At 69.5% G+C, this 21,389-nt stretch carries 21 protein-coding genes and 1 pseudogene; 8 read left to right on the forward strand and 14 right to left on the reverse strand.

The window, feature by feature from the left end; all coding sequences use genetic code 11:
* Positions 1 to 37 precede the first annotated feature (37 nt).
* Positions 38 to 1,657: an FMN-binding glutamate synthase family protein gene (locus VK92_RS33200; protein WP_021162498.1), complete on the reverse strand. Its 1,620-nt coding sequence runs from the start codon at positions 1,655 to 1,657 to the stop codon at positions 38 to 40.
* Positions 1,658 to 1,854: 197 nt separating this feature from the next.
* The gene (locus tag VK92_RS33205) at positions 1,855 to 2,619 is read right to left on the reverse strand and encodes an NAD(P)H-dependent oxidoreductase (protein WP_048024158.1); all 765 of its coding nucleotides are present in this window, start codon (positions 2,617 to 2,619) and stop codon (positions 1,855 to 1,857) included.
* A 74-nt stretch (positions 2,620 to 2,693) separates the two neighbouring features.
* On the opposite strand from VK92_RS33205, the gene VK92_RS33210 reads away from it, so the two are divergent.
* A complete protein-coding gene (locus VK92_RS33210) occupies positions 2,694 to 3,068 on the forward strand; it encodes a winged helix-turn-helix transcriptional regulator (protein WP_027788355.1) in 375 nt (124 codons plus the stop codon).
* Between the two features lie 64 nt (positions 3,069 to 3,132).
* Here the strand turns inward: VK92_RS33210 and mnmA are convergent, their stop codons facing one another.
* On the reverse strand, positions 3,133 to 4,281 hold the full coding sequence (gene mnmA, locus VK92_RS33215; RefSeq protein WP_048024161.1) for a tRNA 2-thiouridine(34) synthase MnmA: 1,149 nt from the start codon (positions 4,279 to 4,281) through the stop codon (positions 3,133 to 3,135).
* Positions 4,278 to 4,787 carry an NUDIX hydrolase gene (locus tag VK92_RS33220; RefSeq protein WP_021164203.1) on the reverse strand — a complete coding sequence of 170 codons (510 nt, stop codon included), beginning with the start codon at positions 4,785 to 4,787 and terminating at the stop codon, positions 4,278 to 4,280. Before VK92_RS33220 ends, mnmA begins: the two co-directional genes overlap by 4 nt.
* A 78-nt stretch (positions 4,788 to 4,865) precedes the next feature.
* Between VK92_RS33220 and VK92_RS42185 the strand changes: the two genes are divergently transcribed.
* The gene (locus VK92_RS42185) at positions 4,866 to 5,003 is read left to right on the forward strand and encodes a hypothetical protein (protein ID WP_155631080.1); all 138 of its coding nucleotides are present in this window, start codon (positions 4,866 to 4,868) and stop codon (positions 5,001 to 5,003) included.
* Between the two features lie 88 nt (positions 5,004 to 5,091).
* Here VK92_RS42185 and VK92_RS33225 read toward each other — a convergent pair whose 3' ends face one another.
* The gene (locus VK92_RS33225) at positions 5,092 to 6,012 is read right to left on the reverse strand and encodes a LysR family transcriptional regulator (RefSeq protein ID WP_048024162.1); all 921 of its coding nucleotides are present in this window, start codon (positions 6,010 to 6,012) and stop codon (positions 5,092 to 5,094) included.
* Positions 6,013 to 6,092: 80 nt separating this feature from the next.
* On the opposite strand from VK92_RS33225, the gene VK92_RS33230 reads away from it, so the two are divergent.
* Positions 6,093 to 7,016 (forward strand): carbon-nitrogen hydrolase family protein, encoded by a 924-nt coding sequence (locus tag VK92_RS33230; RefSeq protein WP_021164200.1) that lies wholly within the window; start codon positions 6,093 to 6,095, stop codon positions 7,014 to 7,016.
* A gap of 80 nt (positions 7,017 to 7,096) precedes the next feature.
* On the opposite strand, the gene VK92_RS33235 is transcribed toward VK92_RS33230, so the two are convergent.
* Entirely contained in the window at positions 7,097 to 7,783 is a 687-nt protein-coding gene (locus VK92_RS33235) for a helix-turn-helix transcriptional regulator (RefSeq protein ID WP_021164199.1), read from the reverse strand.
* A 73-nt stretch (positions 7,784 to 7,856) separates the two neighbouring features.
* A complete protein-coding gene (locus tag VK92_RS33240; RefSeq protein WP_021164198.1) occupies positions 7,857 to 8,267 on the reverse strand; it encodes a VOC family protein in 411 nt (136 codons plus the stop codon).
* A gap of 182 nt (positions 8,268 to 8,449) precedes the next feature.
* Between VK92_RS33240 and VK92_RS42190 the strand changes: the two genes are divergently transcribed.
* A complete protein-coding gene (locus tag VK92_RS42190) occupies positions 8,450 to 8,644 on the forward strand; it encodes a toxin-antitoxin system, toxin component (protein ID WP_081082838.1) in 195 nt (64 codons plus the stop codon).
* 96 nt (positions 8,645 to 8,740) lie between these two features.
* Here VK92_RS42190 and VK92_RS33250 read toward each other — a convergent pair whose 3' ends face one another.
* From VK92_RS33250 to VK92_RS33275, 6 genes are all read right to left on the reverse strand, one after another.
* Positions 8,741 to 10,042 (reverse strand): THUMP domain-containing class I SAM-dependent RNA methyltransferase, encoded by a 1,302-nt coding sequence (locus VK92_RS33250; protein ID WP_021164196.1) that lies wholly within the window; start codon positions 10,040 to 10,042, stop codon positions 8,741 to 8,743.
* Between the two features lie 162 nt (positions 10,043 to 10,204).
* Positions 10,205 to 12,319 (reverse strand): site-specific recombinase, encoded by a 2,115-nt coding sequence (locus VK92_RS33255; RefSeq protein WP_048024165.1) that lies wholly within the window; start codon positions 12,317 to 12,319, stop codon positions 10,205 to 10,207.
* A 490-nt stretch (positions 12,320 to 12,809) separates the two neighbouring features.
* Positions 12,810 to 13,535: a PqiC family protein gene (locus tag VK92_RS33260; protein WP_048024167.1), complete on the reverse strand. Its 726-nt coding sequence runs from the start codon at positions 13,533 to 13,535 to the stop codon at positions 12,810 to 12,812.
* Entirely contained in the window at positions 13,532 to 15,151 is a 1,620-nt protein-coding gene (locus VK92_RS33265) for a PqiB family protein (RefSeq protein ID WP_027788344.1), read from the reverse strand. The genes VK92_RS33260 and VK92_RS33265 overlap by 4 nt, the downstream gene beginning before the upstream one ends.
* The gene (locus VK92_RS33270; RefSeq protein WP_021156371.1) at positions 15,144 to 15,773 is read right to left on the reverse strand and encodes a paraquat-inducible protein A; all 630 of its coding nucleotides are present in this window, start codon (positions 15,771 to 15,773) and stop codon (positions 15,144 to 15,146) included. Before VK92_RS33270 ends, VK92_RS33265 begins: the two co-directional genes overlap by 8 nt.
* Positions 15,770 to 16,432: a paraquat-inducible protein A gene (locus VK92_RS33275; RefSeq protein WP_021156370.1), complete on the reverse strand. Its 663-nt coding sequence runs from the start codon at positions 16,430 to 16,432 to the stop codon at positions 15,770 to 15,772. The genes VK92_RS33270 and VK92_RS33275 overlap by 4 nt, the downstream gene beginning before the upstream one ends.
* A 258-nt stretch (positions 16,433 to 16,690) precedes the next feature.
* On the opposite strand from VK92_RS33275, the gene VK92_RS33280 reads away from it, so the two are divergent.
* From VK92_RS33280 to VK92_RS33295, 4 genes are all read left to right on the forward strand, one after another.
* Positions 16,691 to 17,251 carry a cytochrome b gene (locus tag VK92_RS33280; protein ID WP_021156369.1) on the forward strand — a complete coding sequence of 187 codons (561 nt, stop codon included), beginning with the start codon at positions 16,691 to 16,693 and terminating at the stop codon, positions 17,249 to 17,251.
* 8 nt (positions 17,252 to 17,259) lie between these two features.
* Positions 17,260 to 17,820, forward strand: a complete 561-nt coding sequence (locus VK92_RS33285) for a YceI family protein (RefSeq protein WP_042972699.1) — start codon at positions 17,260 to 17,262, stop codon at positions 17,818 to 17,820.
* A gap of 64 nt (positions 17,821 to 17,884) precedes the next feature.
* Positions 17,885 to 18,466 carry a YceI family protein gene (locus VK92_RS33290; protein ID WP_021156367.1) on the forward strand — a complete coding sequence of 194 codons (582 nt, stop codon included), beginning with the start codon at positions 17,885 to 17,887 and terminating at the stop codon, positions 18,464 to 18,466.
* 193 nt (positions 18,467 to 18,659) lie between these two features.
* Entirely contained in the window at positions 18,660 to 19,937 is a 1,278-nt protein-coding gene (locus tag VK92_RS33295; protein ID WP_048024169.1) for an MFS transporter, read from the forward strand.
* A 19-nt stretch (positions 19,938 to 19,956) separates the two neighbouring features.
* Here VK92_RS33295 and VK92_RS33300 read toward each other — a convergent pair.
* Positions 19,957 to 21,389: pseudogene (locus tag VK92_RS33300) on the reverse strand (S41 family peptidase); the annotation flags it as partial.

The raw sequence follows: 21,389 nt of genomic DNA on the forward strand, positions 1-21,389 counted from the left end.
TGCCGGGCCGCCCCCGCGGCGGGGGCGCTCGCCTGCGTCATTCGATCGACGCGTAGACGGCCTCGCCGAGCGTGAACGAATCGCTGCGCGAAATCGGCCACCACTTGTCGTACAGCGTAAAGCCGCAGGTGTTGCCGTCGAGCAGCGCGCCGGGCTTCAGGTACTTCAGCAGCTGCGACATCAGCCGGACCTCGTGCGGCGCGATGCGCTGCACGATGTGATGCGCGCGCAGCTCCGACGGATGCGCGAGGCCGGCCGCCTGCACGAGCTCCTGCAGCGCGTGCAGCGTGTTGCGGTGGAAGTTGTACACGCGGTCGGCCTTGTCGGGCACGACGAGCGCGCGCTGGCGCACCGGGTCCTGCGTCGCGACGCCGGTCGGGCAGCGGCCCGTGTGGCAGGTCTGCGCCTGGATGCAGCCGACCGCGAACATGAAGCCGCGCGCCGAGTTCACCCAGTCCGCGCCGATCGCGAGCGTGCGGGCGACGTCGAACGCGGTGATGATCTTGCCGCTCGCGCCGATCTTCACGCGGTCGCGCACGCCGATCCCGACGAGCGTGTTGTGCACGAGCAGCAGCCCTTCCTGCAGCGGCACGCCGACGTGGTCGGTGAATTCGAGCGGCGCCGCGCCCGTGCCGCCTTCCGCGCCGTCGACGACGATGAAGTCCGGCACGATGCCGGTCTCGAGCATCGCCTTCGCGATCCCGAAGAATTCCCACGGATGGCCGACGCACAGCTTGAAGCCGGTCGGCTTGCCGCCCGACAGCGTGCGCAGCCGTTCGACGAATTCGAGCAGCCCCCGCGGGGTCGAGAATTCCGAGTGCGTCGCGGGCGAGATGCAGTCCTTGCCCATCGGCACGCCGCGCGTCTCGGCGATCTCCGGCGTGATCTTCGCGGCCGGCAGCACGCCGCCGTGGCCGGGCTTCGCGCCCTGCGACAGCTTGACCTCGATCATCTTGACCTGCGGATCGGCGGCCTGCTTCGCGAACTTGTCGGGGTTGAAGGTGCCGTCGTCGTTGCGGCAGCCGAAGTAGCCGGACGCGATTTCCCAGATGATGTCGCCGCCGTTCTCGCGGTGGTACTTCGACAGCGAGCCTTCGCCCGTGTCGTGCGCGAAACCGCCTTTCTTCGCGCCGAGGTTCAGCGAGCGGATCGCGTTCGCGGACAGCGAGCCGAAGCTCATCGCCGAGATGTTGAAGATCGAAATGTCGTACGGTTGCGCGCGATTCGCGCCGACGCGGACGCGGAAATCGTGGTTCGGAAGCTTCGTCGGCGCGAGCGAGTGGCTGATCCATTCGTGCGCGACGGCCTTCACGTTCAGCTCGGTGCCGTACGGCCGGTTGTCGGCGACGTTCTTCGCGCGCTGGTAGACGAGGCTGCGCTGCGCGCGCGAGAACGGTTTCTCGTCGGTGTCGTCCTCGACGAAATACTGGCGGATTTCAGGTCGGATGAATTCGAACAGGAAGCGGAAGTGGCCCCAGAGCGGGTAGTTGCGCAGGATCGCGTGGCGGTCCTGCTTCAGGTCGTACAGGCCGAGCGCGACGAGGGCGGCGGGAATCAGGATCCACAGCCACGCGATCGCGTGCCGCGCGGCGAGTGCCGCGACGGCCACGAACAGCAGGACCGCGCACCACATCGCGAGATAGCGTCGGGAAAACATGGGGACTCCGTCGTAATTATCTGGATGGCCATCGCTCGCGAGCGGTCGCGCGGCGGCCGGCAGGTCGGCGCCCTCGGCGTTGCGCCGGGCCGGCGGGCAGGGTGCCCGAGCCGTGCCTGGCCGCCGCCGGCGCCCACAATGGTCGAGAGTCTACTACGGGTCCCATGAAGCTCGCGTTGCCGAGCCGGCCCGCCGCGTCAGGTGCCCGCGTGACGGATGAACGGGCCGTATGCGGGCGCGTCGGGCTTCAGCCTGACGCCGGCTTCGAAGTCCGTGTCGCGGTTGAACGGCACCCGCGGCCACGTGTGCCAGGCGCGCAGTCGCGCGCGGTAGTCCGCGAGCGCTTGCGCGAGGCGCGCGTCGTCGAGCCGCGCGTTGTCGCCGGCCGGATCGCTGCGAACCGCGTGGATCAGGTGCGGTTCGAGCACGTCGAAGCCGACGTAGCGCAGCGCATGCATGAGCGGCCACAGCAGCAGGCGCGTGTCGCCCTCGCGGCCGTCGGGCGCGCAGGCGGCGGCCGACGATCCGGTCGTCACGCTCAGCAGCGCGCGGCGCCCGTGCAACACGCCGCTGTCATGGCGCCGGCGGCTGCTGTAGAGGCCGCCGTAGACGAACACGCGATCCATCCAGCCCTTCAGGATCGCCGGTGCGCCGAACCACCACAGCGGGAACTGCAGGATCAGCGCGTCGGCCTGTTGCAGCAGCCCGGCGTGATGCCCGACCTCCGGCGCGAGCGTGCCGCGCTCCCAGTGGTGGCGCTGCTCGCGTTGCGCGTCGAAGCGCGCCGTGTCGAGCCGATCGGCGTAATGGCGCGGCGCCTCGCACGGGTCGAAGCCGTCGGCGTACAGGTCCGCGACGGTCGCGGTATGGCCGGCGGCGCGCCACGCATCGGCCGCCGCATGGGAGAGGGCCGCGTTGAACGACTGCGGTTCAGGATGGGCGACGACGATCAGCGCATGCATGGCGGGCTCCGTGAGTGTGCGACGATGATGGCCGGCGGCAGTGGGGCCGCGCAATCACGCACCCGGAGGTAACCATGGCATTTCCCGGCGACGTCTATGCGGCGGACTGTTCGGCGCGCGATGCGCTCGCGCTGATCGCCGGCAAATGGACGCTGCTGATCCTGCCGGCGCTGGCCGAGCGGCCGCTGCGCAACGGCGAGCTGCTGCGGCGCATCGGCGGCATCTCGCAGAAGGTGCTCACGCAGACGCTGCGCGAGCTGGAGCGCAACGGGCTGATCGAACGGATCGCGATCGCCGCGCGGCGATCGCATGTCGAATACCGGCTGACGCCGGTGGCGGAATCGCTGGTGGACACGCTCGTGGCGCTCGATCGCTGGGCCGAGCGCCATTTCCCGGTGCTCGACGCGGCGCGCGAGCGCTACGACGCGGCCGTGCAGCACATGCGTTGAACAGGCGGGCGGCCGCGGGCGCGACCGCTTTCGGCGGCACCGCCCGCGCGGCGCCGGCGGCGCGTCAGCGCGCGGCCGCGAGCGCCGGCGCGTCGAGCGCCTGCCGGTCGCTAATTGCCGCGCTTTCGATGATGCCGCCGCCGAGACAGATCTCGCCGTCGTACAGCACGGCCGACTGGCCGGGCGTGACGGCCCACTGCGCATCGTCGAACGCGAGCGAGAAGCGTGCTTCGCCTGCCGGGCCGGGCACGGCGGCGCCGAAGGCGCATGCCGCGTCGGCCTGCCGGTAGCGCGTCTTCGCGCCGCACGCGAAGCCCTCGGCCGGCGGCTCGCCGGCGACCCAGCTCACGTTGCCGGCGACGAGCTCGCGCGACAGCAGCCACGGATGATCGTGGCCCTGCACGACGTACAGCGTGTTCGACGCGATGTCCTTCGCGGCGACGAACCACGGTTCGCCGCTGCCGCTCTTGCTGCCGCCCAGGCCGATGCCCTTGCGCTGGCCGAACGTGTAGAACGCGAGGCCGATGTGCTCGCCGACGACCTTGCCGTCCGGCGTCTTCATCGGGCCGGGTTTGGTCGGCAGATAGCGGTTCAGGAAATCGCGGAACGGCCGTTCGCCGATGAAGCAGATGCCGGTCGAATCCTTCTTCTTCGCGTTCGGCAGCCCGATCTGCGCGGCGATCTCGCGCACCTTCGTCTTCGGGATCTCGCCGAGCGGGAACATCGTCTTCGACAGTTGCGCCTGGTTCAGCCGGTGCAGGAAGTACGACTGGTCTTTCGTATGGTCGAAGGCCTTCAGCAGCTCGAAACGCCCGTCGCGCTCGCGCACGCGCGCATAGTGGCCCGTCGCGATCATTTCCGCGTCGAGCGACATCGCGTGATCGAGGAACGCCTTGAACTTGATTTCGGCGTTGCACAGCACGTCGGGGTTCGGCGTGCGGCCGGCCGAGTATTCGCGCAGGAACTCGGCGAACACGCGATCCTTGTATTCCGCCGCGAAGTTGACGGCTTCCACGTCGATGCCGATCAGGTCGGCCACCGACACGACGTCGATCCAGTCCTGGCGCGTCGAGCAGTATTCGCCGTCGTCGTCGTCTTCCCAGTTCTTCATGAACAGGCCGACCACGTCGTAACCCTGTTCCTTCAGCAGCCACGCGGTCACCGACGAATCGACGCCGCCCGACATGCCCACCACTACACGGCGCTTGCTCATTTGTTGACCGCCTGACGTTCGAATGCTTCGGGGCGCGGCGCGACCGAATGCGTATGCACGAAATCGAGCGGAATGCGCCGCCCGGCGAGGTAATCGTCGACGCAGCGCATCACCGCGGGCGAGCGATGGCGCTCGCTGCACGCGCGCAGTTCGTCGGCGGTCATCCACAGCGTGCGGACGATGCCGTCGTCGAGCGCGTGGCCCGCGACCGGCTCGCCGGCCGTGCCGCAGAACGTGAAGCGCAGGTAGGTCGCGCCGGCGGTGCCGGGGCGGTCGTAGTGCGCCAGATAGACGCCGACGAGCGCGTCGGGTGTGAACGGGTGCGCGGTTTCCTCGAGCGTCTCTCGGATCACGGCGTCGGCCAGCGTTTCGCCGGCTTCGAGATGGCCTGCCGGCTGGTTGATGCGCAGGCCCGACGAGGTTTCTTCCTCGATCACGAGAAAGCGGCCGGCATGCTCGACGAGCGCCGCGACCGTCACATGCGGGGTCCAGATTTCGGGTTTCATGGTTCGGCATTTTACCGGTTGCGCCCGAACACTGCCCGGCGTTCGGTCAGACGAATCCGACCCTCGTAATCGTCCGTCGTGCCGAGGCGCGGCCACGCCGGCCAGGCTCACGCGCCGATCTCGCGCGATCGTGCGCAAAGCTACATGGACAAGACGATGATGGTGTTCGGCGATGCGAAGAAGGTCATCGAGGACATGGTGAAGGCGGTCGACTGACCCATGCGCCGGCAACGCAGGCTGCCTGCCTCGATTCACGGGCGGCCCCAAGGGACAGGCCCGACCGGCGCAAGCCGGCCGGGCCGTTTCATGGTGCGACGAGGTTCGCGATGCACGCGGCGATCGTGTCGCGTACGCGCACGATCGCCGGGTCGCGCTGCGTGCTCGTGCGCCAGCCGATTTCGACCGGGTAGTGCGGCAAGTCGACCGGGCAGGCGAGCGCGCGCAGCGGCGTGGATCGCGCGATCGCGCGCGCCGCGTGCGAGGGAATCGTCGCCACCGCGTCGGAGCCGGCGAGCAGGTACGGCAACGCGGCGAAATGCGTGGTCGACGCCGCGACGCGCCGCTTGTGGCCGAGCGTGGCCAGCGCCTCGTCGACGATCCCGATCACGCCGCCCGACGACACGAGCAGGTGGTCGCGCTGCAGGAAATCGGCGAGCGTGAGCGTGCGCGGCGGCCGGGGGCGGGCGGCCGGGTCGATCAGGCACGCGTAGCCGCCCGTCGCGACCGCACGCCGGCTGAGCCCGTTCGCCGAGAAGCCGCCCGATGCGATCGCGAGGTCGACGCCGTGGCGCAGCAGCGCGTCGCCGGCGATGCCGCTGTGCGTCTGCCGGAAGATCAGCCGGATGCCGGCGGCTTCCCGTGCAACGGCGTCGATCAGCGCGCGGCCGAGCGCGATCTCGAAGTCGTCCGACAGCCCGATCGAGATCGTGCGGCCGAGGCGGTCGCCGCCGTCGGCCGCGATCGCGAGGCTTTCGCGGCAACGGTCGAGCGCGTCGGACAGGATCGGTTTCAGTTCGTCCGCGCGCGGCGTCGGCGCGAGCCCGCGGCCGGTGCGCACGAACAGCGGATCGGCATAGATCACGCGCAGCCGCGCGAGCGCCGCGCTCACCGCCGACTGCGTGAGGCCGAGCCGCAGCGCCGCCCGGCTCGCGCCGCCTTCCTCGTACAGCGCCTCGAACACTTTCAGCAGGTTCAGGTCGAGGCTGGCGATATCATCCACATTCATGTCACTTATCGTTCTATCGATTTGATCGATGACATCATATCGATAAAGATGGCGTTACCCCATTTACCGGAGACGCCTTCATGTCCACGTCAGTCATCGCCGCGCTGCAGATCGGCGCATCGCCCGCCGGCACGCGCGCCACGCTCGACACGATCCTCGGCTACGAAACCGCGATCCGCGACAGCGGCGCGTCGCTCGTCGTGCTGCCCGAGGCCGTGCTCGGCGGCTATCCGAAAGGCGAGATCTTCGGCACGCGGCTCGGCTACCGGCTGCCCGAGGGCCGCGACGCGTATGCGCGCTATGCCGCGCAGGCGATCGACGTGCCGGGGCCGGAAACCGACGAGCTGGCCGCGCTGTCGCAGCGCACGGGCGCGAGCCTCGTGGTCGGCGTGATCGAACGCGGCGGCAGTACGCTGTACTGCACGGCGCTGTTCTTCGATCCGCGCGACGGGCTCGTCGCGAAGCACCGCAAGCTGATGCCGACCGGCACCGAGCGGCTGATCTGGGGGCAGGGCGACGGCTCGACGCTGCCCGTCGTCGACACGGCCGCGGGCCGCGCGGGCGCCGCGGTCTGCTGGGAGAACCACATGCCGCTGCTGCGCTGCGCGATGTATGCGAAAGGCGTGCAGATCTGGTGCGCGCCGACCGTCGACGAGCGCGACGTGTGGCAGAGCTCGATGCGGCATATCGCGCACGAGGGGCGCTGCTTCGTCGTCAGCGCGTGCCAGGTGCAGCCGTCGCCGCGCGCGCTCGGGATCGACGTGCCGGGCTGGGATCCGGAGCGGCCGCTGATCCGCGGCGGCAGCGTGATCGTCGGGCCGCTCGGCGACCTGCTGACGGAGCCGCTGATCGGCACGGCCGGGCTCGTGACCGCGCGTATCGATACCGACGAACTCGTGCGGGCGCGTTACGACTTCGACGTGGTCGGGCATTACGCGCGGCCCGATGTGTTCTCGCTGCACGTCGACGAGCGACCGAAGCGCACGGTGGTGTTCGGCGCGTAGGGAAAGGCGGGCCGGGCGCCGCACGGCGGCCCGGAACGTGAACGGCGGCGGTGCGCCCGCCGCCGTGCCGTATCGGCGCGTCAGCGCATCGGCGCTTCCGCGATCCGCATGTAATCGGCGATCCGCCGTCCTTCCATGTCCGGAAACTGCTCGTGCACGACGATGTCGCCCATCCGCGCGATGTCGAAGGTGCGGAAATCGCCGCGCAGCTCGCACCACGCGCCGATCGTCCAGCGCCCGCCCCAGTAGACGAGCCCGAGCGGCCACACGCGGCGTTGCGAATGCGCGCCGAGCCGGTCGCGGTAGTCGAAGCTGACGACGTGGCGCGTATCGATGGCCTGGTGGATCGCATCGACCTTCGCGCAAAACGTCTCGTCGATATGGAACGACGGCGCGAACACGGGCAGGCGGTCGAGCGCCGTGCGCTTGTCGGCCGGCATCGCCGACGCGATCTTCGCGAGCGCCGAGCGTGCGCCGCTCGCGAAGCGCGCACCGCCCCAGGTTTCGAGCATGCGTGCGCCGGTGGCGAGTGCCGCGAGCTCCTCGGCCGTGAACGTGAGCGGCGGCAGGCTCGCGTTGCGGTTCAGCCGGTAGCCGATGCCGGCTTCACCTTCGATCGGCACCCCTGACAGTTGCAGGTCGCGCACGTCGCGATAGACCGTGCGCGGCGACACCGACAGCCAGTCGGCCAGCTGCTGTGCGGTCGTGAGACGACGCCCGCGCAGCAGCTCGGCGATCTGGAACAGGCGGTCGGCACGGCGCGTCATGACGGCACCTCGGCTCCAACGGCAATGGGGACTTCGCGATGATAGCGCCGCGCGCGCCCGATGGCCGCTGCGCTCAGTGGCATTTCGGCGCGTGCAGGCCGACGCGGTTGCCTTCGGTGTCGATCAGGTAGCCGACGTAGCCGTAGTTGTTCGGCAGCTCGACGACGGAGCCCTGCACGACGCCGCCCGCGCGCTTCGCGCGTTCGAGCGCCGCGACGACCGATTCGCCGGCGTTCAGGTAGACGAGCACGCCGTTCGCGCTCGGCTTGATCTGCTGCGGATCGAACACGATGCTGCCGCCCGTGCTCGATGCGTCGCGGTCGAACGTGGCCATCGGCACGCCGCCGATGACTTCGCGCTGCAGCGTCGTTTGCAGCACGGTTTCGTAGAAGCGGATCGCCCGGTCGAAATCGAGGGACGGAATGTCGAACCACGCGATCGCGCGCTCGGGGGTGGCAGTGGCGGTGGCAGTTGCGGACGTCATGACGCGCTCCTTGTTGCGTTGTTGTTCGGGTTCGGTGCGGAAACCAGCGTTGCATTGCGCCGGGATTGCAGTGTGATCGCAGCCTGCTGACACCGTATTGTCAGTAGAGGTCGGGAACGATCCGCCAGCGCCGCCTGATCGTCACGTGGCGCACGCCGTCGAGGGAGAGTGGGGAATCGCGCGTGACCAGCGTCGTCGAGCCGCGCGAGGGCGTCGTGAAGCCGGCCGTCACGCACGACGGGCTGGTGCCGGGCTTGGAGATGGATCGCGGGATTCGCGGCGGGTGGCCGCTCGTGCTGTCGAGCGGCAAGACGCTGCTCGAGACGGGGCAGGCGCTGCCGTTCACGACGGGGCGCCGGGAGAAGTCGAAGCATTGAAACGGAACGCCGCCGTTGCCGCGGATGCGGTAACGGCGGCGTTCCGGTTGCCGCGCAGGGGCCGTATCGGCGGCCCCGTCGCGACCATGATGCGGATTACGCGTCGCCTTCCGGCGTGGCCGGGCGCGCCTTCACGCTGCCGGCGATCAGGTCGAAGCGGAACAGCCGGCATTCGAGCGCGCCATTGAACAGCGGCGTCTTGGCCGATTCGCGCAACCGCAACTGGCCCGGCAGCGAACGGTCGGACGTCAGCAGGAACGCCTGCCAGCCGGTGAAGCGCTGCTTCAATGCATCGCCGAGCGCGTTGAAGAACTCGCTGTCCGGCGCGTCGGTGTGGGTGCGGCGGAACGCGTCGTCGTTGCCGCGGTTGCGGCCCGTCTCGCGCACCTCGCCGCGCGCGCTGCGGCCGCGCACCTCGATCCGCTCGCCGTACGGCGGGTTCGCGAGGATGATGCCCGGGCCGTCGCACGGCGGCGTCATCCCGCGCGCGTCGACCTGCTTGAGCCACACCGACGGCACGCCCGCGCGCTCGAGGTTCGCGCGTGCCTTCTCGAGCATGTCGCCGGAGATGTCGCTGCCGTACACGCCGAGCGCTTCGCCGCGTTTGCCGCGCGCCGCGCGCTTCGCGTCCAGCGCCGGGACCTTCAGCCCCTGCCATGCGGTGATGTCGTATTGCTTGAGTTTCTCGAAGCCGAACCGGCGCTCGACGCCGGGTGCGACGCCGAGCGCGATCTGCGCGGCTTCCGCGAGGAACGTGCCGCTGCCGCACATCGGGTCGTACAGCGCCGTGCCGGGCGTCCAGCCCGTCAGGCGCAGGATGCCGGCCGCGAGGTTCTCGCGCAGCGGCGCCGCGCCCTTGTCGAGACGCCAGCCGCGCTTGAACAGCGGCTCGCCCGACGTGTCGAGGTACAGCGTGCACTCGTTGGCCGTCAGGAACGCGAACACGCGCACGTCGGGCGCACCGGTATCGATGCTCGGGCGCGCGCCGGTCTTCTCGCGCATCCGGTCGCAGATCGCGTCCTTCACGCGCAACGTCGCGAATTCGAGGCTCTTCAGCGGCGACTTGATCGCGGTGATGTCGACGCGCAGCGTCTGCGTCGCCGCGAACCAGCGCTCCCACGGCTGCTCGAGCGCGAGCGCGTAGACGTCCTGCTCGTTGCGGTAGGCGCGGTGCGCGATCTTCAGCAGGACCCGGCTCGCGATCCGCGAATGGAGGTTCGCGGCCATGCCGGCGGCCCAGCCGCCGCTGAAGTGGACGCCGCCCGGCACCTGCGCGCCCGCGGTGAACGGCGCGCCGTTCAGGTGGCGGCCGGCGATTTCGGCCAGCTCGGCGGCAAGCGCCGCTTCGAGGCCGCGCGGGCAGGGGGCGAAGAATTCGTACAGGGTGGGCGAGGACATAAGGCGGGTGAGGACGTGCAAAAGTCCACTATTGTACGCGGCGCGGGCGGCCGGGGCCGGCGTTGCGTCGCGTTTCGGTGCCGCGGCGCGGGCCCGGGCGCCGCCCATGCATGCCGGGGGCGGCCCGGCGGCGCCCGGGCGGGCACCGCCAGGCCCGTGGGCTCAGTGCGAGCCCGGCTGGCCGGCGCGGGCGGCCGGGCTGCTGCCCGGCCAGAACAGCGCGAGCGGATTCGACAGCACCGTGCGGACGATCGCGGCGACGAGCGCGCGCACCTTGGTCGGGCGCAGGCTGCGCGAGCGCACGGCCATCGTGAACGCGAGCGCGAAGCTCACGAGCACGTTGAGGATCGCCATGCTGAGCACGCCGGCGCCGGCCCACCACAGCTCGGGGGTGCCCAGCGCGTCCTTGCCCAGCACGCCGAGCGCGATCCCGATCGAACCTGCCGACAGCGTCACGTGCCGCACCTCGAACGGGAACATGAACACGGTGACGATCGCCGGGATGAGGCCGAGCATCAGGCCGAGGCCGACGTTCGCGACCACGCCGGCCACGTTCGACCGGCAGAAATGCGCGAGCTTCGCGGCGCCGGCCGCGCCGAGCGTGAGGCGCAGCCGGCGGTTGTACGTGAGCGCGTCGCCGACCCGGTGCAGCACGAACCAGTTGTCGGCCCAGCCCGCGAGCAGGCTCGACGCCCACAGCAGCACGCCGGTCAGCGCCGCATAGAGCGGCGTCGGGCCGAGCAGCGAGAACGAGTGCAGCGTCGCGTGCGCCTTCTCCGGCGAGATCAGGTTCGCATGCAGCAGGTTGCCGGCGAACAGCTGCACCAGCAGGCACACGGGCAGCACGACGAGCACGTTGCCCGAAATCGCGGCGGCCTGCGTGCGGATCAGCGCGATCACCGATGCCACGAACGCCTTCACGCCTTCGTCGTGGCCCGTGTCGTCCAGCTCGCGCGCGAGCGTCGGCGCGGTCATCGCAGGCTGCTTGGTCGCGAGCGTGAAGTGCAGGAAGTGCATCAGCATGAAGCTGGCCGCGTAGTTGATGCCCGCGAGCAGCCCTTCGAGCATCGACTGCAGGTGCGCGCCCGTGATCGCGAACTTCACGCATACCGTCACGACGGTGACGAGGCCGCCGCCCGCGGCCATCCGCAGCATCTTCAGGTACTCGGCGCGGCCGCGCGAGATGTAGTGCTCGCCGGTGTCCGCGTTGGTTTCGACGAGCTTGCGCGCGAACAGCGAGAAGTTGCTGCGCACGAGGTGCGACACGCTCTGGCTGTTGTGGTTCGCGTCGACGAGCTCGGCCGTCAGGTGCGCCATCCCGTGCAGGTCGTCGCGCGCCATCCACGCGTTGAGCAGCATCTCGGCGCGCAGGATGCGCATGCGCATCCGCTCGACCTGGAACACGATGTCGACCGACACGCCGTTGCGGTACAGGTGCGAGAACACCTCGTCGACGGCGATCCGGCATTCGTCGAGCAGCACGCGCAGGTAGTTGACCTCGTGCAGCAGCTTGCTCGGGTCGCCGCCGTCCTCGACGGCCGCGTGCGCGGTCTCGACCGCGAGCATCGCGCGCGTGAGGCGGTAGAACGGCTGCGTTTCCAGCGGCTTGCGCGCGTCGTCGTCGGAGAGCCGGCTGCGCACCGTCTGCGACAGGCCGGTCGAGCTGATCTGGCAGGTCAGGTTGTGCAGCGCGGCCAGCAGGTCGCGCGAGAACGAGCCCGGCTCGTGGCGCTCTTCGTCGGTGACGTCGAACGAGAACAGGTCGGCGAGGCGCGTGAGGAGATCGTCGGGCAGCGCGTCGATCCATTGCGCGTCTTCCGGCGTCGGGAACATCAGCGTGAAGAGTGCCGACAGCTCGCGGCGGTTCGGCGCCGGCGGGATCAGCGACGAGTCGATCCGCTCGAACAGCGCGCCGAAGAAGCCCGAGTGCACGGGCATGCCGGCGTCGCACAGGAGCGAGATGCCGTCGCACTCGCGCAGGATGCCGCGCAGGATGCGCGCGGCGTGTGCCTTCCATGCGGGGTTGCGGTCGAGCACGTGGAACAGGTAGCGCAACCGCGCGTGGGCCGGATACGCGCGCGCATCGGCGTCGCGATCGGCCGGCGCGTCCTGCATCGTGCCGGTGCGGCGCAGCCAGTGCGCGAGCTCGATCAGCCATTCGCTGCGCTCGGCGTACGACGCGTCGGCGTCGGCGTGCGCGAGCAGCGCATCGAGCTGGTGACCGGCATTGCGCGACGCGCGCCACTTCTTGATCAGGGTCGTCAGGGAACGAAACATAAACGGAATAACGAAAGCCCTCGGCGGGCGGGTTCGGGATGCCGGCCGGGAAACGGCGCGGCGCCGGGGAGAACGGGTGAGACGGGGCAGGTTGCCGGACGATGCGAGGCGACCCGCGATGCGGCTGCCCTGCTCGGTGCACGGTGCGGGCGCCGGGCGGCACGGCGGTCGGGCCGAACGCGGCCCGGCGCCGCTGGCTGGCGCGCACGACGAGCGGCGCGGGCCTGAAAGTGCGTAGGATCGTCAATCGGGCCGGAAAACGCAAGCCGACCGCGTTGCACGAAGCCGGTTCCGGCCGACTTTGACAAACAATGTCATGGCCGTCCGGCCGGGGAGCGCGATGCGGGGCCGGGGCCGGCCGCGGCAGCGCATCGCCGGTGGCGGCCGGCGGTCGCTATCGGACGCGCCGCGCTGGACGAAGCCGCGCAGGTGTGTACGCCGTCGAGCGTTCGCCCGCGCGCCGCCCGCCCGTCGCCCGCCCGCCGCCCGCTTATGCGCCGGACTTGCCCGTCGCGCCGGCGCCGCCGCCCGGCGCCGGATTGGCCGGGCACGGCACGACCGGCGCGGCGGCCGTCTTGCCGCCGGCCGCGGGTGCCGTGGCAGCCGAAGCGCCACGGCGCGCGGCCATGGCACGCACGCCGGCCGCGGCTTGCGTGGCGATCACGTCGAGCGCGCGCCGGTGGCCGGCGACGAGTGCGTCGTAGCCGTCGGCGACCGGTTCGGCGACGCTCGTGCGGCAGGTCATCACGGCCTGCGTGGCGAGCGAGCGCACGCTCCACACCGCGTCGACCGCCGCGCGCTTGCCGGGCCACGACTCGAAGCGCTGCACGTTCACGCTGATGCGGTACACGGGCACGCCGGGCGGAGTCGCGGAATTCGCGACGTCGATCGTGCCGAGCTGCGCGGCGAGATCGTCCGACAGCGCGCGGCGGATCTCGTCGGCGGGCGGCGATGCCCAGCGTTCCTGCTCGAGCACGTCAACCTGCGCGGCGTTCTTCTGCACGACCAGCTGGTTTTTCGCGACCTGCTCGGGCACGCCGACGGACGGCACCTCGATCAGGAACGCCGGGTTGGCCGGCGCGGTGCGCACGGGCGCAGCGGCATCGGCCGGGCTGAGCGTGTAGAACCGCGCGGGCGGCGAGCTGCACGCGGCGAGCGCGAGGGCGGCGGCAACCGCCGCAGCACCGCTCGCGAAACCGTTCACGCGTGTCGTCATGGTTGATCTCCTGGCTTGCCCTTGAGCAGCGATTCGGGGTGACGCTCGAGGTAGTCGGCGAGCGCGTTCAGCGATTGCAGCGTGCGCGTGAGTTCCTTCAGCGCGCCGCGCACGTCGGACTGCAGCGGCGAATCCTGCTGCAGCGTCGCTTCGGCGGTCGAGAAGGTCTGCTTCGCCGCCGACAGCGTGTCGCGCGCTTCCGGCGCGACCTGCGTGTCGAGCTGCTTGAACAGCTTGTCGGCGTTCGCGAGCGCGCTGTTCAGGTTCGCGCCGATCTGGTCGAACGGCACCTTGTCGAGCTTCTTCGCGATGTCGGCGACCTGCAGCTGCAGCTCGTCGAGCGTGTTCGGCACGGTCGGCAGCTCGAGCGGCTGGCGTGCCGTGTCGATCTTCACGGCCGGTGCCTTCGGGAAGAAGTCGAGCGCGACGTACAGCTGGCTCGTCAGCAGGTTGCCCGTGCGCAACTGGCCGCGCAGCCCGTGCTGGACGAGCCGCTCGACGATCTCGCGGCGGGCCGGTTCGCCCTTGCTCTCGATCGTTTCGCGGAAGCGCCGGCCGAGGCGTTCCGGATAGATGTTCATCGTCACCGGCATCAGGAAGTTCTTCGTCTTCGGATCGAAGTCGATACCGATGTTCGTCACTTCGCCGAGCACGATGCCGCGGAAGTCGACCGTCGCGCCGACGGCGAGCCCGCGCAGCGACTGGTTGAAGTTCATCACGACCTGCAGCGGCTGGCCGTCCGGGTCGCGCATCGCGTCGCCCTCGTCGGACGCAAGGCGGAACGTCGTGTTGTTCGGCGCCGTCGTGCCGGAGCCCTGGTTCGGCGGCGTCTGGAACGCGATGCCGCCGAGGATCACCGTCGCGAGCGACTGCGTGTTCAGCTTCAGGCCGCTCGAATCGAGCCGCAGATCGACGCCGCTCGCCTGCCACCAGCGCGAGTTGATGCCGACGTACTGGTCGTACGGCGCGTTGACGAACACGTTGAACGTGACGCCCGTGCCGTCCTTGTCGAGCGAGAAGCCGACCACCTGGCCGACCTGCACGCGGCGGTAGTAGACCGGCGAGCCGATGTCGACCGAGCCGAGCGAATCGCCGCGCAGCACGTACTGCGTGCCTTTCTGGTCGCCCGTGACGGCCGGCGGCGTCTCGAGGCCCGTGAAATCGGTCAGCGTGTCCTGGCCGCGGCCGGCGTCGACGCCGATGTACGCGCCCGACAGCAGCGTACCGAGCCCCGACACGCCGGTCGCGCCGACGCGCGGCCGCACGATCCAGAAGCGCGAGCCCTTGACCGCGAAGTCCTCGGCTTCCTTCTTGAGCTGCACCTGGACGAGCACGCGCGACAGGTCTTTCGACAGCTTGATCGTCTTGACCATGCCGATCTCGACGTCCTTGTACTTGACCTGGGTCTTGCCGGGCTCGAGCCCTTCGGCGCTGTGGAAGCTGATCGTGATTTCCGGGCCGCGTTCGCGCACGGACTTGATCACGAGGCCGATGCCGATCAGCGCGGCGATCAGCGGCACGAGCCAGACGAGCGACGGCAGCCAGCCGCTTTTCGTCGAGATCGTCGGATCGGGCGGCCGGGGCGCGTCGTGCTGCGGGCCTTGTGGACTATTCATGGTGATTCCCTGAGGTTTCGACTGGATCCCAGATCAGGCGGGGATCGAACTGCATCGACGCGAGCATCGTCAGGATCACGACCGAACCGAACGCGAGCGCGCCGGGGCCGGCCGTGATGACGGCGAGCGAACGGAAATGGACGAGCGCGACGGTCAGCGTCACGACGAAGATGTCGAGCATCGACCAGCGGCCGATGCGCTCGACGATCCGGAACAGCCGCGTGCGCTGCTGCGGCCGCCACGCGGTGCGGCGCTGCGCGCTGATCACGAGGATCAGCAGCACGCCGAGCTTGAGCATCGGCACGAGGATGCTCGCGACGAACACGACGACGGCGAGCGGCCAGTCGCCCGACACCCAGAAATAGATGACGCCGCTCATGATCGTGTCTTCCTGCGAGCCGACGATCGACGCGGTGCGCATGATCGGCAGCAGGTTCGCCGGAATGTACAGGATCGCGGCCGCGAGCAGCAGCGCCCACGTGCGCATCAGGCTGTTCGGCGTGCGGAAATGGAGCGCGCTGCCGCAGCGCGCGCAATGCGCGTGCGGATGGTCGAGCGTCTGCACGAGCCCGCACGTGTGGCAGCTGACGTAGCCCTCGCGGGCGGCGGTCGGGATCGTCATCGGCGGGCGGCTTCCGGCAGCGGGGCGGCGTCGGGCTGCCCGGGCGAGCGCCCGGCGCGCAGGTCGTCGGCGATGTCCCACAGCGTGCGCGGATCGAACATCAGCACCACGGCGATCATCAGCGTGAGCGCGGCGAACGCGAACAGCGCGGCGTCGGGCACGACGCGCGCGAGGCTCACCATCTTGACGATCGTGACGAGGATCCCGAGCATGAACACCTCGATCATCCCCCACGGCCGCACCAGCTCGATCGCGCGCAGCACGAGGTTGAAACCGGGCGGCACGACGCCGCGGCGGATCGGCAGCAGCAGGTACAGCAGCGCGGACATCTCGACGAGCGGGAACAGCACGGTCGAGCAGAACACCATCACGCCGACGATCGCCATGTCCTGGCGCCACAGCGAGTCGATCGCGCCGATCAGCGTGGTCTGCACGCGGTTGCCGTTCACGTCCATTTCGAGGATCGGGAACGCCTGGGCAATCGTGAACGTGATCAGTGCCGCGAGCGCGAGCGCGCAGATCCGCTCGATCTGCGCCGCGCTGTTGCGATAAAGCAGCGCGTCGCAGCGCGGGCAACGCGCGATTTCGCGGCCGCTCAGGCGCGGTTTGTGCAACAGTGCGTCGCACTCGTGACAGGCAATCAGGTCGTATCGTTGCATGGAAAAGGCAGTTGTGCGACGGCCGGGGACACGCGTCGACGGGGCCGGAACCCGCGCCAATCTTACCAAAAGGGCCTTTTCGGCGTGTCAAGGATCGTGCGGTTTGTGACCGGCCGGTAACATGACGGGAAGCTGTCGGCCGGCTGACATGCCTGTCCTCAGAGTCCGCGCGCGTCAAAAGGTTGCGGTAGCATGGCGCCCTTGACAAGCGTCGGAAGAATGGCCGGCGCGGCTGTTCGCTGAACTGAGGAATCCAGGATGGTATCGAAATCGCCGCCGGCCGTGCCGGCACGTTATGCGCATACCGCGATCGCGCTGCACTGGCTGATCGCGCTGCTGATCATCTGCGGCTTCGCGCTCGGCTGGGTGATGACCGACATCCCCGGCTTCACGCCGACCAAGCTGAAGTACTTCTCGTGGCACAAGTGGATCGGCGTGACGGTGTTCGCGCTGGCGGTCATCCGCGTGCTGTGGCGGGCGACGCACGTGCCGCCGCCGCTGCCGGCCGACACGCCGGCGTGGCAGCGCGCGGTATCGCACGGCGTGCACATGCTGCTGTACGTGCTGATGATCGTGATCCCCGTGACGGGCTACCTGTACAGCTCGGCCTCGAACATCCCGGTCGTCTACCTCGGCATCGTGCCGCTGCCGCGCCTGATCGACCCCGATCCGGTGCTGAAGGAAACCTTCAAGACGCTCCACGTGTCGTTGAATTACATTCTGCTTGCGCTCGTCGCGATGCACGTGCTCGCGGCGCTCAAGCACCAGTTGTTGGACCGCGACGGCCTGCTGTCGCGGATGCTTCCCTCCGCCAAATGAAGGATCCCATGAAAGTGTCTTTCTCCCGCTCCATGCTGACCGCGTTCGCCGCGGTGTCACTTGTCGCGTCGGGCGCGGCGCACGCCGATGTCGATCTCGCGAAGAGCAAGGTGTCCGCCGTGTCGAAGCAGATGAACGTGCCGACCGAAGGCGCGTTCAAGAAGTTTTCCGCGCAGGTGAAGTTCGATCCGGCGAAGGCCGCGCAGGGCAGCGCCCAGATGACGATCGACGTCGCGAGTTATGACCTCGGCGACAAGATGTACAACGACCAGGTCGCCGGCAAGGACTGGTTCGACGCGAAGGCTTTCCCGCAGGCGACGTTCGTGTCGTCGGCGATCGCACCGGCCGGCGGCAACAAGTACAACGTGACCGGCAAGCTGACGATCAAGGGCAAGGCCGAAACCGTCACGGTGCCCGTCACGGTCACGCAGAACGGCGCGACGCAGACGTTCGACGGCGTGCTGCCGATCAAGCGTTCGGCCTTCAACGTCGGCACCGGCGAATGGAAGGACACGTCGGTCGTCGCGGACGAAGTGCAGATCAAGTTCCATCTCGTCGCCACGAAGTAAGCGGCGAACCATCGCATCACCCGAATGCCGCGCGAGGGCGCGGCGCCGTTCCAAGGAGAAAGAGTTGAAAAAGCATCTGATGATCGCCGCGGGCGCACTGGCTGCCACGCTGTCGTTCTCGGCATTCGCCGACAGCGCAACCTACCAGTTCGATCCGTCCCACACGTACCCGAGCTTCGAGGCCGACCACTTCGGCGGCCTGTCGGTCTGGCGCGGCAAGTTCGACAAGTCGAGCGGCACCGTGACGCTCGATCGCGCGGCGAAGACGGGTACGGTCGACGTGACGACCGACATCGCGTCGATCCACACCGGCAGCGCGAAGCTCGACGAGCATCTGCAGACGAACGAATTCTTCGACGTCGCGAAGTTCCCGCAGGCGAACTACAAGGGCACGATCAAGTTCGACGGCGACAAGCCGGTGTCGGTGGTCGGCAACCTGACGCTGCATGGCGTCACGAAGCCGGTGACGCTGAAGATCGACTCGTTCAAGTGCATGCCGCATCCGATGCTCAAGCGTGAAGTGTGCGGCGTCGACGCGGTCGGCGAATTCAGCCGCGACGATTTCGGCCTCGACTACGGCAAGCAGTACGGCTTCAAGATGAAGACGAAGCTGCTGATCACGGCCGAAGCCGTCAAGCAGCAGTAACCCCGCCAGCCGGGCCGGCCGCCGCGCCGGCCCGGTGTGCGCCGACCGCCGCGTTCCCGTTCCACGGGCGCGGCGGTTTTTTTTGCGCGCCTATAATCGCCCGAGCGCCGCTTGCGGCGCCCGGGCGGCGCCGACGGCGCGCGCGTGGCCGCGGCCGCCTCGAACAGAACGTACAACGACAAGGAGATCGCCGATGCATGCCGTCACGCAGTCCCGTCCCATTGCCTCGTCGCCGCGCGTGTGGCGCGCGGTGGTCGCCGCGTCGATCGGCAATGCGCTCGAGTGGTTCGATCTCGTCGTCTACGGTTTTTTCGCGGTGACGATCTCGAAGCTGTTCTTCCCGGCCGGCAACGACACCGTGTCGCTGCTGCTCACGCTCGGCACGTTCGGCGTGTCGTTCTTCATGCGCCCGCTCGGCGCGATCGTGCTCGGCGCGTACGCCGACCGCGCAGGCCGCAAGGCCGCGCTCACGCTGTCGATCCTGCTGATGATGGCCGGCACGCTGATCATCGCGGTGCTGCCGACCTACGGGGCGATCGGCGTCGCGGCGCCGGTGATCCTCGTCGCCGCGCGGCTGATGCAGGGCTTCTCGGCCGGCGGCGAATTCGGCAGCGCGACCGCGTTCCTCGCCGAACACGTGCCGGGCCGGCGCGGCTTCTTCGCGAGCTGGCAGGTCGCGAGCCAGGGGCTCACGACGCTGCTCGCCGCCGGCTTCGGCACCGTGCTGAACGCGCAGCTCTCGGCCGCGCAGATGGCGTCGTGGGGCTGGCGCGTGCCGTTCTTCTTCGGCCTGCTGCTCGGGCCCGTCGCTTACTACATCCGCACGAAGGTCGACGAGACGCCCGAATTCCTCGCGGCGGAAGGCACCGCGAACCCGCTGCGGGACACGTTCGCGTCGCACAAGGCGCGTCTCGTCGCCGCGATGGGCGTCGTCGTGCTCGGCACCGTCGCGACCTATCTCGTGCTGTTCATGCCGACCTACGGCGTGAAGCAGCTCGGCCTCGCGCCGTCGGCCGCGTTCGCGGCGATCCTCGTCGTCGGCGTGATCCAGATGGTGTTCGCACCGCTCGTCGGCCACTGGTCGGATACTTACGGCCGCGTGCGCGTGATGATCGCGCCGGCGGTCGGCATCCTCGTGCTGATCTATCCGGCATTCGCGTACCTGGTCGCCCATCCGGGCTTCGGCACGCTGATCGCGCTGCAGGTGCTGCTCGCATTCCTGATGACGGGTTACTTCGCGGCGCTGCCGGGTTTGTTGTCCGAAGTGTTCCCGGTGCAGACGCGCACGACTGGGATGTCGCTCGCCTATAACGTCGCGGTGACGATCTTCGGCGGCTTCGGGCCGTTCATCATCGCGTGGCTGATCAAGGCGACCGGGATGAAGACGGCACCGAGCTTCTACCTGATGTTCGCGGCCGTGCTGAGCCTCGCGGCGCTGGTCGTGCTGCGCCGGCGGTTCGGCTTCCGGTAACAGGGGCACGCGGCGCGCGTCAGTTGCCGGCGCGCTCGCACACGGGTTGCGCGGGCATCAGTTGCGGCCTGGCGTCGACCGTTCGCACGGGGCGCCCCGCGAGCGCGGCAAGGGCTTGCCCGAGTTGCCAGTCGGACGCCGTGCCGAACTCGCGCTGCGGCAGCGCCGCGCTCTTCGCCGAGTCGATCTTTGCAAGCGCACGCTGCTCGCGCAGCTTCTGCCGTTCCTTGCGCACCTTCGCGAACGGGTCGGGCGCCAGCCGGTCCGCATACGACGCGCGCGGGAGATCGGCTTCGCGGTACCACAGCAGCACGCCGTCGACGTCCGAGTCGCGGCGCGGCGGCACCAGCCAGTCGGGCACGACGCCGTAGCCGTCCATCGGGCAGCCGTTCGGCCGCAGGTTGCGCGCGAACGTGAAATTCAGGCGCGTACCGTCGATCAGGTCGACGCCCGTCTGCGCGAGCCCCTTTCCGTAGGTCGGCATGCCGAGCAGCTTCGCGCGGCCGAGATCCTTCAGCGCCGCCGCGGTCGCTTCGGCGGCCGACGCGCTCTGTCCGTCGACGAGCACGACGAGCGGCACGGTGCGCCACCAGTCGTCGGCCTGCAACGGCGCGAGCGGATCCTGTCCGTGCATGACCGGCAACGCGTAGTCGGGCCAGTTGGTCGTGTAGCGGCGACGGTTGGCGTCGCCGCGCTCGACCGTCACCATCGCGGTGCGATCGCGGCCCGCGTACAGCGCGGTGATGCCGATCGCCGCATTGAGCGCGCCGCCGCCGTTGATGCGCAGGTCGAGAATCACGCCTTTCACGGGCGGCCCCGCGCGGCGTGCGGCCTGCACCGCGTCGATGTAGGCGCCGACCGCGGGCTCCGGAAAGCTCGACAGGCGCGTGTACAGGACGTCGCCGGCGAGCCGTTTCGCGGTCGCAGGGTGCGGCTTGAGGATCGTCCGCACGGGCGCGAAACTCAGCATCGCGTGCGACGGGCCGCGCTGTACCGTGAGCTTCAGCGGCACACCCGCGTCGCCCTTGGCGAGCTTGGTCAGGTCGGCGGCGTCGATGCCGACGACGCTCGTATCGTTCATCGCGACGACGAGATCGTCGGGGCGCACGCCGGCCTGTTCCGCGGGCGCGTCGGGAATCACGTCGACGATGTGCAGCCCGTCGGGCCGCGTCTCGAAGACGATGCCGATGCCGGGCGTGCCGTCGCGCGCCCGCCGTTCGTCTTCGCTCCGCTCCTGCTCCTCCTTCGCATCGAAGAACCGCGCGTACGGGGCAGTGTCTTGATTCCCGCGTGGGTCGTGGCGTCGAGCAGCGCGCCGATGTCGACGTCGGTCAGGTGCTGCCGCTTCAGCACTTCCACCGCCGCCTTGAGCTCGCAGATCTGCGGCTCCCAGTCGGGCGGGCAGGGTGAAGGCGGCCGGGCGGTGGCGGGTGAGGTGGGGGACGAGGATAA

The organism is Burkholderia sp. LK4 (assembly GCF_001043615.1).
Taxonomy (GTDB): Bacteria; Pseudomonadota; Gammaproteobacteria; order Burkholderiales; family Burkholderiaceae; genus Burkholderia; species Burkholderia cepacia.